The 14,561-nt window shown below is 64.9% G+C and carries 12 protein-coding genes; 9 read left to right on the top strand and 3 right to left on the bottom strand.

Features of this window, described 5'->3' with window-relative positions; all coding sequences use genetic code 11:
• Positions 1 to 11 precede the first annotated feature (11 nt).
• The 3 genes from AB0I14_RS27000 to AB0I14_RS26990 are packed head-to-tail and all read right to left on the bottom strand — an operon-like array spanning position 12 to position 4,127.
• Positions 12 to 1,133 (bottom strand): patatin-like phospholipase family protein, encoded by a 1,122-nt coding sequence (locus tag AB0I14_RS27000; RefSeq protein ID WP_358028381.1) that lies wholly within the window; start codon positions 1,131 to 1,133, stop codon positions 12 to 14.
• Complete coding sequence (locus tag AB0I14_RS26995) at positions 1,130 to 2,236, bottom strand: MBL fold metallo-hydrolase (protein ID WP_358028379.1); 1,107 nt, start codon at positions 2,234 to 2,236, stop codon at positions 1,130 to 1,132. The genes AB0I14_RS27000 and AB0I14_RS26995 overlap by 4 nt, the downstream gene beginning before the upstream one ends.
• A 7-nt stretch (positions 2,237 to 2,243) precedes the next feature.
• Positions 2,244 to 4,127: a hypothetical protein gene (locus AB0I14_RS26990; RefSeq protein WP_358028376.1), complete on the bottom strand. Its 1,884-nt coding sequence runs from the start codon at positions 4,125 to 4,127 to the stop codon at positions 2,244 to 2,246.
• 791 nt (positions 4,128 to 4,918) lie between these two features.
• On the opposite strand from AB0I14_RS26990, the gene AB0I14_RS26985 reads away from it, so the two are divergent.
• The 9 genes from AB0I14_RS26985 to AB0I14_RS26945 are packed head-to-tail and all read left to right on the top strand — an operon-like array spanning position 4,919 to position 14,527.
• Positions 4,919 to 5,683, top strand: coding sequence for an ABC transporter permease (locus AB0I14_RS26985; protein ID WP_358028373.1), 765 nt, complete (start codon positions 4,919 to 4,921; stop codon positions 5,681 to 5,683).
• The gene (locus tag AB0I14_RS26980) at positions 5,680 to 6,522 is read left to right on the top strand and encodes an ABC transporter permease (protein WP_358028371.1); all 843 of its coding nucleotides are present in this window, start codon (positions 5,680 to 5,682) and stop codon (positions 6,520 to 6,522) included. Before AB0I14_RS26985 ends, AB0I14_RS26980 begins: the two co-directional genes overlap by 4 nt.
• 5 nt (positions 6,523 to 6,527) lie before the next feature.
• Complete coding sequence (locus tag AB0I14_RS26975; protein ID WP_358028369.1) at positions 6,528 to 7,850, top strand: MCE family protein; 1,323 nt, start codon at positions 6,528 to 6,530, stop codon at positions 7,848 to 7,850.
• Positions 7,847 to 8,875 carry an MCE family protein gene (locus AB0I14_RS26970; RefSeq protein WP_358028366.1) on the top strand — a complete coding sequence of 343 codons (1,029 nt, stop codon included), beginning with the start codon at positions 7,847 to 7,849 and terminating at the stop codon, positions 8,873 to 8,875. The genes AB0I14_RS26975 and AB0I14_RS26970 overlap by 4 nt, the downstream gene beginning before the upstream one ends.
• An 11-nt stretch (positions 8,876 to 8,886) precedes the next feature.
• Positions 8,887 to 10,167, top strand: a complete 1,281-nt coding sequence (locus tag AB0I14_RS26965; protein ID WP_358028508.1) for an MCE family protein — start codon at positions 8,887 to 8,889, stop codon at positions 10,165 to 10,167.
• Between the two features lie 2 nt (positions 10,168 to 10,169).
• Entirely contained in the window at positions 10,170 to 11,447 is a 1,278-nt protein-coding gene (locus AB0I14_RS26960) for an MCE family protein (RefSeq protein ID WP_358028363.1), read from the top strand.
• A complete protein-coding gene (locus tag AB0I14_RS26955; RefSeq protein ID WP_358028360.1) occupies positions 11,444 to 12,565 on the top strand; it encodes an MCE family protein in 1,122 nt (373 codons plus the stop codon). The genes AB0I14_RS26960 and AB0I14_RS26955 overlap by 4 nt, the downstream gene beginning before the upstream one ends.
• Before the next feature lies 1 nt (position 12,566).
• Entirely contained in the window at positions 12,567 to 14,024 is a 1,458-nt protein-coding gene (locus AB0I14_RS26950; RefSeq protein ID WP_358028357.1) for an MlaD family protein, read from the top strand.
• On the top strand, positions 13,991 to 14,527 hold the full coding sequence (locus tag AB0I14_RS26945) for an Mce protein (RefSeq protein WP_358028354.1): 537 nt from the start codon (positions 13,991 to 13,993) through the stop codon (positions 14,525 to 14,527). Before AB0I14_RS26950 ends, AB0I14_RS26945 begins: the two co-directional genes overlap by 34 nt.
• The last annotated feature ends 34 nt before the right edge of the window (positions 14,528 to 14,561 follow it).

Genomic DNA, 14,561 nt, shown 5'->3' with positions numbered 1-14,561 from the left:
TCCATTAGCTGTCAGCCCACGCCCTCGGTCGGGTAGGGATACCCGGGAGGGTCGGAAAGCCCCGGGTCGACATAGCTGCGCAGCGCCGCATCGCACGCCGCGTAGCCCCAATTGACCAGTTGCCGACGCAGAGTCGGGTCCATCTTCTTCAGCCGGGTGGGTGCCGTGGACAGGAGCTTGGTGGCCGCGTCGCTCGCGGGCAGCGCCGGACTGTGCTTCGGGAACCGTGCGTACTCGGTGTTGATTGCCATGAAGGCCCCGCGGCGCTGCTTGGAGGCCAGCAGTCCGACGATCTGGCGTCGACGCAATCGGCGGACCTCGACATCGACTGTGTCCAGTACGCGCAACGTGGCCCGCACCCAATCGCGTTTGGGGTTGGGGTCGACCTTGAACGTGCCGCCGCCGTCGCTGACGAAGACGGTGGCACAACGCTTCACCACGGGTTCCAGGCCGAGGTTGTCGAAAACACCGCCGTCGGTGAGCTGCAAGGTGGGCTTGCCCGGGATGTCGAGCAGGTTGGGTGACAGAAACGGCGGAAAGGCCGAACTGGCGGTGACGGCATGGGCGATCGCAAGAGTCGGGTTGGCGATGGATTCGGTGCGCCAGTCACGCATGTACGGTTGGCTGAACCGCCACGCCGATCCATTGCTCAGATTGGTCGACAGGATCACAAACAGTGGTCCCTGACCGTTGTGGGGGAGATCCTGCAGCGTCGCGCCGTGGAACAGGTGTTCGTCATAGGCGCGCTGTACCCGCCGTGAGATCCCCCCGGACATCAGCAGCCCGCCCAGCACCGCCGGACGGTCGACAGTGTGGCCGGCGAGGTCCATGACCGGCTCCTCGACCTCGCCTACGAAATTGCCTGCGACACCATCGTTGTCGAACTCGAGCCGGCGCCAGGCCAAACCCAGGACGGCGGCCGTGATCGAGCCCCCGGACACCGAGGCCACCCGGGTCAGTCGGGCCAGCCACCCGGTCTCGTTCAGTCTGCGCAAGGTACCCAGGTGAAACAACATGGCCCGGAAGCCGCCGCCGGACAGGCACAATCCGACACCATCGCGCGGGCCGACGGTCGGCAGATCGAGTACGTCGGGTAGGTCGCCGTCGTCGGTAATGCTCGTCGGCTCGGTCATGCCGTCGCCGAAACCCGTAGTCCCGTGCGCCCGTTCGCCGGCAGGACGAATTTGGCACCGACATCGGCCGCCCGCTCCTGCCACGGCTCGGTGAACTCGCTGCGGTAGTTGCAGTAGAACGTGGGAAGGTGAGCCGAGCCGACGATGATCCGCGCGATCGCGGCGTGATCCGGATGCGCGAAGTTGTCCCCGTTGGTCGAGATCAGATATCTCTTGGCGGCGATCGCGTCGACCAGTTCCTCGGTGACGTTGGCCCGGCTTCCGTGGTGCGGAAGCTTCACCAGGTCCAGTCGAACCCGTTCTTCACCAACCGTCGTGGCGTACTTGCTCAAGGACTGCACGAGTACATCGGAGTGGGCGTCGGCGCCCAACAAGGCGCGCCGGCCCTCATATTCGACGATGAACGCAATGCTCGATCCGTTGGCCTCCGAGTTGTCGGCGGTCGACGCTGCCGCCATCTTCCGCAGAATCTGGTCGGTGAGCTTGTTCGGCAGCGGCGGGACTTCCTTGTGGCGTATCGGCGGTGTCCGCGCTTCCAGCGGGGTTCCCTCGCCGGGCACCAGACCTGCCGCGGTGACCACCGATCGCCATTCGGTCGCCATCTTTTTCAGCTTCTGCCCGGTGGGGGACAGTAGATGGATGGCGGCACCGCCGGGCAGTTGGATGACGGGGAGCTCCGCAGCCGTCGCCGAAACTACCACCGGCCCACCGACTTTGTCGCTCACCCGGTTGGGGAACGGTTTGTTCCACCGGAACGGACCGTCGTTGATCCGCTGGGTGAGTCGCTCGCCGTCGACGGGCCCCAGCACGCTGCCGCCACGTTCACAGTGCACGAATCCGTTGAACCAGATGTCCCGGATCCGTTGGCGCAGATCAGGATCGGCAAGGATGTGCAGGCTCCCGCCGATGTGATCCTCGTCGACGTGGGTGATGACCATCGCCTCGTAGGTCTGGTCGGGCCGGGCCTTGAGGCGTTCGCGTACGGCATCCCACGAACGTGCGGTGCCGCCGTCGATCAGAATCCGGTGTGTGTCCGCGCTGGTGCCGTACTCGACGACGAGCGCATCGCCGTGACCTCCGGGCAGCATCTCGATGGCCAGCATGATTCTCCTAACCGACCAGCTTGAGGTCGATCTCACCGACGGCGACCAGTAGCAGGCCCACCAGCAGCCCGTTGGCGATCAGGTCGCGTCGGGCTTGGGTCAAGGCCGATCCCAACGTGAGCCCGCTGCCTGCCGCACTTGTGAACAGCGCGGAAACGACCGCGATACCGGCTCGGGAAGCGTGCTCGCCCTTGAACTTTGTCAGGGTCGCCACCACCGCTGCGGCACCCATGAGAATGAATGTCGCGGGCAGCGCGCCGAAGACGTCGCCGGATAGCGCGGAGTCGCAGGCGAGCAACAGCACGATCGGCGCGGGATTGGTGGGGATTCCGAGCTCACGTTCCGAGATGTCCGGTTGGGACAGCGTCGAATGCTCGCCGATTTCGATTCGGAACTCGGACTGGGCCTGGTCCGTATGGCCCAGAACCACCAGCAGTTGCGGGTTGGTCTGCTTCACCGCGGTACGCCACTTCGGCCACGTCGTCACACGCGTGCAATTTGTGTCACCCACCCGCTGGCTGAGCGCGGACTGCAGCAGGGTCGACGGCAATTGATTTTCAGGACTGCCGACGTCGGCGCGATCGGCCGCAGCGTAGACGACAGGCCGCAACGCCAATTCGGCCAGTTTCGGGCGTGATTCGGTAGCGGGTACCGGGCCGAAGCGCACCGTCCGGGCGATGACGCGGTTCATGCCCCAGAATGCCCACGGGCACACCCGACGCCTGGAGCGCCGCCTCGTACACGGTTGATTGGCAGCCTGGCCCACGCAGTCGCAGAGGGACGCAGTCTCGGTCGGAGTAGGGCCGTCGTAGGCGAGCTCGAGGGGCAGGATCGACCCGTCGTATCGCACCATCACGGAGATGGTGCGGGCGTCCCGCAGGCCGAGTTCCCCCAGTTTCTTGGCGAATTGGCTGCCGCGCCGGGCGAGCAGGATCAACAACCTCACCGCTTCGGGGTCGGTGATCGATCCAGGGGCAGAGTCGGTGCCCAACACCTGCGACGCCACCTGCTCGAAAGCCTTCGACCAATTATCCGCGCCGTCAAGGGGAATGCCGTCGGCGTGGGCGGTACCCCGTAGGGACAGCGTCACACCGTCGTCGTTGAGCGCGACGTCCGCACCGGTGACCGCCGTGGGTTCCGAGGGAGAACTCAGGCCGATCGGCCAGAACTGGATCTCGTCGTCCGGCAGCACACTGCTGCGGACGACGGCGACGATCCGGCCGGCGCGGACCGGCCGATTGCGGTACAGGACAGTGATATTCAGCTCCAGAATCGTCCCGTCGTCACCGGCACGCACGGGGAATGCCGCCGTGGTGCTCGGTCGGGTGCGGTCCTGCGGCAAGACCATGGGCCGGGTGGCGTGAAATGTTCCATCGTCGCTGGTGACATCGATGATCAGGTCGGCCGCTCCGTCCGGGTCGAACTCGACGTCGTCTTCGTCGAAGTCGATGCCGCGTTGACCGCGGCGGGGGACGGATATCCGCACCGCGAGCGTGTGGTCCTGTCCCGGCGACAGCACCGTGCAGACCGCGCCGTCGCGGAAGATCTCGGCGATCAGCTGCCGGGGAGTGTCGGTGGCTGGGTCAGTGGCAGGCGGCTGCTCCTGGACGCCGAGTTCGGGTTGGTCCGGGGGTGCGACCTGAACCACCTGGCCGCCCGGCATCGCCCCGTCGGCGACGACGATCTCGGCGCCATAGCCGCCGCCATAATCGCCGGCGTAGCCGTCGACATAGGCGTCCGAGACCTGGATGATGTCACGCCAATCAACGTCAGTGGTGTCGAATGCCGCCGCCACATCCGGCATGGAGGCCATCACCTGCAGGCCGGTGATGTGATCCCATTGCGCCAGCCGAACGGCGTCTTCGGCGGTGGATACCCGGACATAGAGCACCGAGACATCGTGGTCGTGGGCGTGCCTTGCGGTCTTCCGCCACGCAGTATGGAGCCGGGGTGCTATTCGTGCCGTCAATTCCAGATCCGGCGCTACCCAGTACGGTGGCTCCGTTGGCCCGCCGGGGCCCGAATCCGCGCATATCTGGATCAGTTCATCCAGCCTGTTGAACAGTTTGTCGACGTTCAACTGCGGCGCCAGAGAGTCGTTTCCCGTCAGCAATCCGGCAGCGAACAATACGTCAACGGGTATTGCTCCACCGGAGGCCATCACCGGAATCTCCTACTCGACGGGTCGATCAGGAACTGATCAAAGTATCCATGGGAACAGCTTGTTTGTCCGCCATTCAGATGAGGGCAGGACATTCGTCGAAACCATCTGCTTCTGCTTGCAAATAAATGATTGAATGCCATTTATGTGATGCAGGCGAACAATGGCATGCCGCAATTTCTGGTCGGTAACCGAGGCTGTCTCCCGGGCGCGGTGCAATCCGGGTGATCCCAGCGCAACGCTTGAGATCTTCGTGATTCGATCGGCCTGAGCTGAACTCCGTGCAAAGCGCATGGCCAGCAAGTATCGATAATTGACGGCGCTGTTTTCCGCTGGTTCGCGTTGACAGCTAATTGCCTTGTTCCTAATGTCCCGCCCAACCTGGCCAACGATAGGAATGACTGTGGGATCCGCACCGGAGTGCTCGCGCAGCGAGGCAATGACGCCGCTGTTGTCGTCGCGTGTCGACGTCCCACGGCGACCGGGGTAAACCCCGTGCCTCTAATTTTCGGCGCCCGGTCATGACAGCAGTTTCCTGGGCCAAGCCGGCTTTCGCAGTCGGCGATTTCGTCGTCCTCGCGGGTGAAACCTTCGCTGCGATGGTGCGTCGACCGTTCGCCTGGCGCGAGTTGCTTGATCAGATCTGGTTCGTGGCCCGGGTGTCGATCGTGCCCACCGTGGTGTTGTCCATTCCGTACACGGTGCTGATCGTGTTCACCCTCAACATCGTTCTGCTCGAGGTCGGTGCGGGTGATCTGTCCGGAGCCGGTGCCGCCCTGGCTTCGGTGACCCAGGTCGGCCCGGTCGTCACCGCCATCGTCGTCTCCGGCGCAGCCGCCACCGCGATGTGCGCGGACCTGGGGGCGCGCACGATCCGCGAGGAGATCGACGCCATGAAGGTGATCGGCGTCAACCCGGTGCAGGCACTGGTGGTGCCGCGGGTGATCGCGGCGACTTTCGTTGCGCTGATGCTGTATTCGGTGGTCGCAGTGGTCGGCCTGACCGGCAGCTACGTGTTCGTGGTGTACGTCCAGCACGTCACGCCCGGAGCGTTCGTCGCGGGTTTGACGCTGCTGACCGGCCTGCCGCAGGTCGTGGTGTCTCTGGTCAAAGCGCTGTTGTTCGGGCTGTCGGCCGGCCTGATCGCCTGCTACAAGGGGTTGTCGGTGGGCGGCGGCCCGACCGCTGTCGGCAACGCGGTCAACGAGACCGTGGTGTTCGCCTTCATGGCGCTGTTCTTCATCAACATCCTGGCCACTGCATTCGGCGTGAAGGTGGCGCCGTGACAACCACTTCCGAGGACCGTGGACCGGAGATCCTGAACCGGGCCGTCGACGGCACGCGCCGTGTGGGGGAGCAGACCGCCTTCTACGGCCACGCGCTGTTGTCCACCGGTGATGCGCTGCGCCGCTATCCGGGCGAGGTACTTCGCCTGATCGCCACGATGGGCATGGGTACCGGAGCGCTCGCGGTGATCGGCGGCACCGTCGTGATCGTCGGATTCCTGACCCTGACGACCGGCGCCCTGATCGCCGTCCAGGGCTACAACACGCTGTCCAACGTCGGAATCGAAGCTCTCACCGGGTTTTTGGGTGCCTTTCTCAACGTCCGGTTCATCGCACCCGCGACGGCGGGTGTGGCACTGGCCGCCACGATCGGTGCCGGGGCCACCGCGCAACTGGGTGCCATGCGGATCAACGAGGAGATCGACGCGCTGGAAGTGATGGGTATCCGGGCGATCACCTACCTGGCGTCCACCCGCATCGTCGCGGGAGTCATGGCGGTGGTGCCGATCTATACGGTCGCGGTACTGATGTCGTTTCTGGCCACCAGATTCGGCACCACCATCATCTACGGCCAATCGCGCGGCGTGTACGACCATTACTTCACCACGTTCCTGCATCCTGCCGACCTGCTGTGGTCCTTCACCGAGGCGCTGGCGATGGCGGCGGCGGTGATGGCAATCCATACCTACTACGGCTACACCGCCACTGGTGGACCCGCGGGAGTCGGAGAGGCGGTCGGTCGCGCGGTCCGCACATCGATCACCGCCGGAGTATTCATCCTGTTGACCATCACACTGTCCGTGTACGGGCAGTCCGGCAACTTCCACCTGTCGGGGTAGCCGCGATGACCAATTCGCCCCGGCGAGAGAAGGTCGACCCGATCTGGTGGGCTCCGGTTCTGTTCCTTGTGATCGTGGCCGTGACCGCTCTGACCGCGCTGTTGTTCACGGGCAAGCTGCGCCGTACGGTTCCGCTCACCCTGGTTTCCGATCGGGCCGGCCTGGTCATGGAGGACGGTGCCAAGGTCAAGCTGCGAGGTGTCCAGATCGGCGAAGTCTCGTCCATCGCTGCCGAATCGGGAACAACCGGCGGAGCCGGCGCAAGGCTCAGACTCAAGATCGATCCGGACGACTTCGACTATCTGCCTGGCAACGTCGAGGCGGAGATCAAATCCAGCACCGCATTCGGCGCCAAGTATGTTGACCTCATCGTCCCGGCGGTCGGTGCCAGTGCCGAGCCGCTGAGACCCGGTGCGGTTCTGCACTCACGCAACGTCACCGTCGAGGTCAACACCGTATTCGAGAACCTGCAGTCCGTCGTCACCGCGATCGACCCGGCCAAACTCAATGCGGTGCTCTCCGCCGTCGGCGAATCGTTGCGGGGCAAGGGCGAAACCATCGGCCAGGCCATCACCGACGCCAACAATGTGCTGCTTGCGGTGAATCCCAGGATGGACACCATCCGTCAGGACTGGCAGTTGTTCGGCAAGACTGCCCAGGCATACTCCGTTGCCGTACAGGACATCCTGTCGACCCTGGACGCGTTTTCCACGACGTCGAACACCATCAGCACCCACGCCCAGGCGCTGGACCAGCTGCTGCTGTCTGCGGTCGGCTTCTCCCACTCGGGTATCGATACGCTCGGCGCCAATCAACCCAACCTCGTGCGTGCGCTGAACCTGCTCGATCCGACCACCGCACTATTCATGAAATACTCACCGACCTATACCTGCCTGTTCCAGGGAGCCGTGTGGTTCCTCGAACATGGCGGCCGGGATGCACTGGGCGGCAACGGGAAATCGGTGATAATGGACGCGGCCCTGCTGGCCGGCGACGACCCCTACCGCTATCCGGACAACCTGCCGGTGGTCAACGCCAAGGGAGGGCCCGGTGGCAGGCCGAGTTGCGGCTCGCTGCCGGACGTCAGCAAGAACTTCCCGGTGAAGTATCTGGTGACAGACACCGGATTCGGCACGGGACTGGACGTCCGGCCCAATCCGGGCATCGGGTTTCCTGGCTGGGCCAATTATTTCCCGGTCACCCGCGCGGTGCCGGAACCGCCGAGCATCCGCTATCCAGGCGGCCCGGCGCCGGGTCCGTTACCGCCGTTCCCGGGTGCACCGGCCTACGGCGCACCGGTGCCCGCGCCACAGGAGGGACAGCCATGAAACGCGCTACGGTTCGCGTTGCCACGCGGGTGCTGCTGTTCACGGCACTGAGCCTGGTCTTCACCTTCATCCTGGTGACGGTGTTCGGACAGTTCCGCTTCGACTCACGGGCGTCCTACAGCGCGGTGTTCACGAACGTGTCAGGGCTCAAGGGCGGCAACTTCGTCCGCATCGCCGGTGTCGAGGTCGGCAAGGTCAAGGACCTCACCCTGCACAGGGACGGGACGGTCACCGTCGACTTCGCCATCGACAAGACACTGACGGTGACCGAGGGAACCCGCGCGGCGGTGCGTTACGAGAACCTCATCGGCGATCGCTACCTGTCCCTGGACGAGGGGCCCGGATCGGTTCGCAAACTGCAACCGGGGCAGTCGATTCCGCTCGACCGGACCGCGCCTGCTCTGGACGTCGACGCCCTGATCGGCGGGTTCCGCCCATTGTTCCGTGCGTTGGATCCCGACCAGGTCAACGCGTTGTCCGGGGAACTGCTGAAGGTTTTCCAGGGACAGGGTGGCACCATCTCGTCGGTGCTGGCCCAGACCTCGGCGCTGACCACCACGCTGGCCGGCCGGGACCAACTCATCGGCCAGGTGATCACCAATCTCAACACCGTGCTGGGCACGTTCGCCAAGCGAGACGAACAGTTCTCCGAAGGCCTGGACAAGTTGTCGGAGTTGGTCGCCGGTCTGGCCGAACGCAAATCCGACATCGTCACCGGGACAGCCCACATCAACGCTGCGGCCGGTTCGGTGGCCGACCTGCTGGGCACCGCTCGCCAGCCGATCAAAGACACCGTGACCCAGACGGATCGGTTCGCGGGCCAGGTGATGGCCGACCGCGACTACGTGGACGACCTGGTCAAGACCCTCCCGGACGCGTACCAGGTGCTGGCCCGAAACGGCCTCTACGGCGACTATTTCGGCTTCTACCTGTGCGACGCGATTCTCAAGCTCAATGGAAAAGGCGGCCAACCGGTGTATGTCAAACTCGCCGGCCAGGATTCGGGACGGTGCACGCCGAAATGATGCGACTCACGATCAAGCCGCTGGCCGAGCGCAACCGGCCGGTGGTCGGCGCGGTAGCCATTCTGTTGCTCGTCGCGGCAGTGGTGGCGGCCTTCTCCTACGACAAGATCCCGTTCATCAAGGGCACCTCCGACTACTCCGCCTACTTTGCAGAGGCCGGCGGCATCAAAACCGGCAGCGATGTGCGGGTGTCAGGCCTGAGCGTGGGCCGGATCTCCGAGATCCGGCTGCAGGGGACCCGGGTGTTGGTGGACTTCACGGTCCGCGACGGCGTCGAACTGGGCGAGCGCACCGAGGCGGCGATCAAGACCGAGACCGTGCTCGGAACCAAGGTGCTCGAGCTGACCTCGCGCGGAGACGGCACCCTGGCCGGACCGATCCCGATCGAGCGGACCACGTCGCCCTACGACCTGCCCTCCGCGCTGGGTGACCTGACCACCACGATCAGCGGTCTCGACACCACTCAATTATCCTCCGCGCTCACCACATTGGCGCAGACGTTCCGGGATACCCCGCCCGATCTGAAGGTCGCGCTGGAAGGGGTGGCGCGGTTCTCGGACACTCTCAACGCGCGAGACGCCCAACTGCGCAACCTGCTGGCCAACGCCAACAAGGTCACCGGGGTACTCGCCAAGCGCAGCGACCAGATCGCCAACCTGGTGGTAACGACCAATGCACTCTTGGCCGAATTGCTGTCCCAACGCGCCTCGGTCGACGCGTTGATGAACAATCTCACTGCGGTGTCACAGCAGATCTCGGGCCTGGTGGCCGACAACCGCACCCAACTCAAACCTGCGGTCGACAAGCTCAACGGTGTGCTGGAGATCCTGGACAACCGCAAGGGCGAACTGCAGCGCACGCTGTATCTCCTGCGCCGCTATGCGATGTCGTTCGGTGAAGTGCTCGGGGCCGGTCCGTTTTTCAAGGCGTCGGTGGTCAACCTGCTGCCCGGGCAGTTCGCCCAGCCCTTTGTAGATGCCGCATTCTCTGATCTGGGCCTTGACCCGAATGTGCTGCTGCCGTCGGAACTGGTCGACCCGGGTACCGGTCAGCCAGGTACGCCACCGCTACCGACGCCATTCCCACGCACCGGACAGGGTGGGGAACCGCAGCTGAATCTGCCCGACGCGATCACCGGCAACCCCGGCGACGCGCGTTACCCCTACCGGGAACCATTGCCCGCACCGCCGCCGGGCGGGCCGCCACCCGGTCCGCCGGCCTTGGCTCCGGCGCCCGGGGAACTGCCGCCGCCTAGTTTCGGGCCACCTGTTCCTGCCGAGGGTGGGCAGTGACCATGTCGACACGTGCACTGCGGATTGGTATCGCTTCCGTGCTGAGCATCGTTCTGGTCGTGGCGATTTCGGTGGTGGCCACCCCTTGGTGGGACCGGGTCAGGGATAACACCTACACCGCCTACTTCGCCAATACCAACGGGCTCTACACCGGGGACGAGGTGCGCATCCTCGGCGTGGCGGTGGGAACCGTCGAGAGCATCGAACCCCAACCCGACGCGGCCAAGGTCACCTTCACCGTCGACAGGCAGTACCCAGTGCCCATCGACGTTCAGGCGGCGATTCTGTCACCGTCGCTGGTCAGCGCCCGCGCGCTTCAACTCGTTCCCGCCTATGAGAGCGGGCCGAAACTCGCTGACGGCGCGACGATCCCACGGGAACGCACCGCGGTTCCCGTCGAATGGGACGATCTGCGCCAACAATTGGAGAAGCTCACCGACTCGCTGCAGCCCACCGATCCGGGCGGCCCCAGTGCGGTCGGCGAGTTCGTCAACAGCGCGGCTGACAATCTGCGGGGCCAGGGTGACACCGCACGGGATACGGTGATCAAACTTTCCCAGGCGGTTTCGGCGCTCGGCGATCACAGCACCGACATCTTCAGCACCGTGCGCAATCTGCAGCTGTTGGTGTCTGCGTTGTCCTCCAGCAGCGACCTGCTCGCGTCGTTCAACACGAACCTGGCCGATATCAGCACCGTGTTGAGCAACACGCCGGGCGAGGTGTCAGACGCCACCCAGGCCCTCGACACCGCGGTCAACGACCTGCGTGGGTTCGTCGCCGAGAACCGCGACGGGTTGGGCGTTACGTTCGACCGGCTCAACGCGATCACCGCCGCGCTCAACGACAGTCGGGCCGACATCAAGCAGGTCCTGCACATCGCGCCGACGGTGTTCCAGAACTTCATGAACATCTACCAACCTGCGCAGAGTGCGGTGACCGGCATCCTGGCGCCGGTCAACTTCGCCAACACCGTCCAGTTCATCTGCAGCGCAATACAAGCCGCATCCCGTAAGGACTGGGAACAATCGGCGAAGTTGTGCGTGCAGTACCTCGCGCCGATCATCAAGAACCGCCAGTACAACTTCCCCCCGCTCGGGATCAACCCGTTCGTCGGGGCGTCAGCACGGCCCAACGAGATCACCTACAGCGAGGACCGGCTCAATCCGCACCTGCCGCCCCCGCAGTCGTCGGCACCGTCGTCGGCACCGGAGCCCGCGACGATCCAGACCGATCCGGCCCTGGGACTGCCGGGCCTGATGGTCCCCGGGGGCACCCCATGAGGCGGCTGGCGATCACGGCACTTGTCATCGCGTGCCTGTCGGCAACACCGGGATGCGAATGGCGGGGGCTGAATTCAGTGAGTCTGCCGGGCACCGAGGGCAACGACGACGGCTCGTACACCATCAGCGCGCAGCTGCCCGATGCCGTGGTGATCCAACAGAACACCCGGGTACACGTCGGCGACGTCAACGTCGGGAACGTCACCAAGATCGAAGTCCAGGACTGGCATGCCCTGGTGACCATGCGCATCGACGGTGGTGTCCACCTACCGGCCAACAGCACCGCCAAACTGGGCCAGACCAGCCTGCTGGGCTCCATGCACGTCGAGCTCGCCCCGCCGGCCGGCGAGTCGCCGCACGGCGAACTCACCGACGGCTCGGTGATCCCGCTGTCGGCGGCGGCCACCTATCCGACCACCGAACAGACGCTGGCATCGGTGTCGGTTCTGCTCAACGGCGGCGGGCTGGCCCAGCTGCAGGAGATCAACCAGACCTTCGCCAAGGCCCTGGCCGGTCGAGAGAACGACATGCGTAGTCTGCTCGGCCAGCTGGACACCTTCATCACCGCACTCAACGCCCAGACCGACGACATCATCACCGCCACCGAACACCTCAACTCCCTGGCCGGCCAGGTGGCGGCCCGAGACGACACCGTCGACACCGCACTCACCACGATCCCGAAGGCACTCGCGGTGCTGTCCGAGCAGCGCACCAAGATCGCCGACGCAGTCGACGCGCTCGGAAAGTTCAGTGCCATCGCGACATCGACCGTCGCCCAGACCAAGGAATCGCTCGTCAACAACCTGCGCAATATCGCGCCGGTGCTGAGGGAACTGGCCAACGCCGGGCCCGCACTCACCCGCGGTCTGGACTTTCTGTCTACCTATCCGTGGGTCAAGAGCACGGTGGCCAACTGGTTCCGCGGCGACTTCGCCAACATCACGCTGGTGGTCGATCTGACGCTGAGCCGCATCGACAGCAGCCTGTTCACCGGGACCAGATGGGAAGGCAACCTCACCGAACTCGAGATGCAGTGGGGCCGCACGATCGGTCAGATGCCCAGCCCGTACACCGCGGGCAATCCGCTGATCGCTCCCTACCGGTGGGGAGCGTACTGACATGATCCGGCTGTCCCGTCAGGTGTGGATCCAGTTGGCGATCCTCTCGACGATCACCGTCATCGCCTTGAGCGTCATGGCATTCGGCTTCGTCAAGGTCCCCGCACTACTCGGATTCGGCCGGTACACGGTCACCGTCGACCTTCCCGCGGCAGGCGGGCTCTATCCGACATCGGTGGTCACCTACCGCGGAACCGAGATCGGCCGGGTCGAGTCGATCAATGTCACCCACCAAGGTGTCGATGCCGTGCTGACCCTCGACTCGAACATTGCGGTGCCCTCGCCGGTTTCGGCCGCAGTGCACAGCCGGTCCGCGATCGGGGAACAGTTCCTCGAGCTGACCCCGGATCAAGGTGCGCAGGGCACTTTGCGTGACGGTGACGTCATCGGTGTGGACAAGGTGCGCATCCCCGCTGACATCGCCAATCTCCTCGATGCGACCAACAAGGCTCTGCAAGCCATTCCGCCTGACAACCTGCGCACGGTGGTCGACGAGTCGGCCAAGGCCGTCGGTGGGCTGGGGCCTGAACTGTCCCGCATCGTCGACGGGTCGACTGCCCTGGCGATCGAAGGCGGAAAGACGGTGGATCCGCTCGCGCAGTTGATCGATCAGTCGCCGCCGGTGCTCAATTCTCAAGTGCAGACGTCTGATTCGATCGCAACGTGGGCGCGGCGGATGGCATCGATCACCGGACAGCTCAAAAGCCGGGACGCCGAGTTCGCGAATCTGCTCACTGCTGGAGCTCCCGCGCTGGGGGAGGGCAAGGCGCTGTTCGACCGGGTGGCACCGACCCTGCCGGTCCTGTTGGCCAACATGGTGAGCCTCGGTGACATCGCGGTGACGTACCGCAACGACCTGGAACAGTTGCTGGTTCTCTATCCGCAGGGGACAGCCGTCATGTCGGCGATCACCCTGGCCAACGCCGACACCAAACAGGCCTACCGAGGCATCTACCTCGACTTCAACCTGAACCTGAATCTGCCGCCACCATGCAATACCGGATTCCTCCCGGTCCGCCAGCAGCGGTCGCCGTCCGATCAGGACTACCCGGAACGGCCCGCGGGTGAGTTGTACTGCCGCGTGCCGCAGGACTCGGACCTCAATGTGCGTGGTGTGCGCAATATTCCGTGTGAGACCAAGCCATGGAAGCGCTCGCCGACCGTCGAGCTGTGCGAAAGCGACCAGGAGTACATCCCGCTCAACGACGGACTGAACTGGAAGGGCGACCCCAACGCGACATTGTCCGGTCAGGGAGTACCGCAGTACGCCCCGGGCACGGATCCGCGTCTGCCGCCCCCAGAAGGCACCGGCACCGCACCGCCGGCGGCCTACATCCCCTATGACCCGGCCACCGGAACGTATCTGGCACCAGACGGCAAGGCCTACACCGACCCCGACCTCGCCGACAGCACGGAAGGCAAGACATGGCAGAGCATGCTGACACCGCCGAACGGTTAGACGTCGCGGACCCCGGAAACCAGCCCGGTATCCGCGTTCCGATCGCTGTGGCGCTCGTCGCAGTGGCGGCGCTGACGGCGTTGACCGGCTGGCTGGGCTATCGCGATCGGCAGGCCCAAGCCGCCCAGGAGCAGCACAACCTGTTCGTGCAGGTGGCGCGCCAAGCGGCGGTGAACCTGACTTCGATCAGACACGACGAAGCCGACGCCGACGTCCAGCGGATTCTGGACTCGGCAACCGGAACATTCCGCGATGACTTCGAGAAGCGGTCGGCGCCGTTCGTGGAGGTCGTCAAGCGGACCCAGTCGACATCACAGGGCACCGTCGCCGAAGCCGGCCTGGAATCGGAGGTCGATGGCGTGGCCCGGGTCCTGGTCGCGGTATCGGTGAAGACCACGAACAGCGCTGCCCCCGAACAAGAGCCGCGCAGATGGCGGATGCGGATCAGCGTCGAGCAGGTGGGTGATGACGTCAAAGTGTCGAATGTGGAGTTCGTGCCGTGACCGAGTGTTCCCCCCCCCCCCCGAAACCGCAGAG

Source organism: Mycobacterium sp. NPDC050441, assembly GCF_040655355.1.
Classification (GTDB): domain Bacteria; phylum Actinomycetota; class Actinomycetes; order Mycobacteriales; family Mycobacteriaceae; genus Mycobacterium.
Note: the sequence above shows the minus strand (reverse complement) of the source record. Positions and strands in the feature narration are given on the sequence as shown.

What these genes read in the sequence shown, in the direction of transcription:
- AB0I14_RS27000 (WP_358028381.1), bottom strand. Translation starts at nt 1,133, where the DNA reads ATGACCGAGCCGACGAGCATTACCGACGACGGCGACCTACCCGACGTA.
- AB0I14_RS26995 (WP_358028379.1), bottom strand. Translation starts at nt 2,236, where the DNA reads ATGCTGGCCATCGAGATGCTGCCCGGAGGTCACGGCGATGCGCTCGTC.
- AB0I14_RS26985 (WP_358028373.1), top strand. Translation starts at nt 4,919, where the DNA reads ATGACAGCAGTTTCCTGGGCCAAGCCGGCTTTCGCAGTCGGCGATTTC.
- AB0I14_RS26975 (WP_358028369.1), top strand. Translation starts at nt 6,528, where the DNA reads ATGACCAATTCGCCCCGGCGAGAGAAGGTCGACCCGATCTGGTGGGCT.
- AB0I14_RS26970 (WP_358028366.1), top strand. Translation starts at nt 7,847, where the DNA reads ATGAAACGCGCTACGGTTCGCGTTGCCACGCGGGTGCTGCTGTTCACG.
- AB0I14_RS26960 (WP_358028363.1), top strand. Translation starts at nt 10,170, where the DNA reads ATGTCGACACGTGCACTGCGGATTGGTATCGCTTCCGTGCTGAGCATC.
- AB0I14_RS26955 (WP_358028360.1), top strand. Translation starts at nt 11,444, where the DNA reads ATGAGGCGGCTGGCGATCACGGCACTTGTCATCGCGTGCCTGTCGGCA.
- AB0I14_RS26950 (WP_358028357.1), top strand. Translation starts at nt 12,567, where the DNA reads ATGATCCGGCTGTCCCGTCAGGTGTGGATCCAGTTGGCGATCCTCTCG.
- AB0I14_RS26945 (WP_358028354.1), top strand. Translation starts at nt 13,991, where the DNA reads ATGGCAGAGCATGCTGACACCGCCGAACGGTTAGACGTCGCGGACCCC.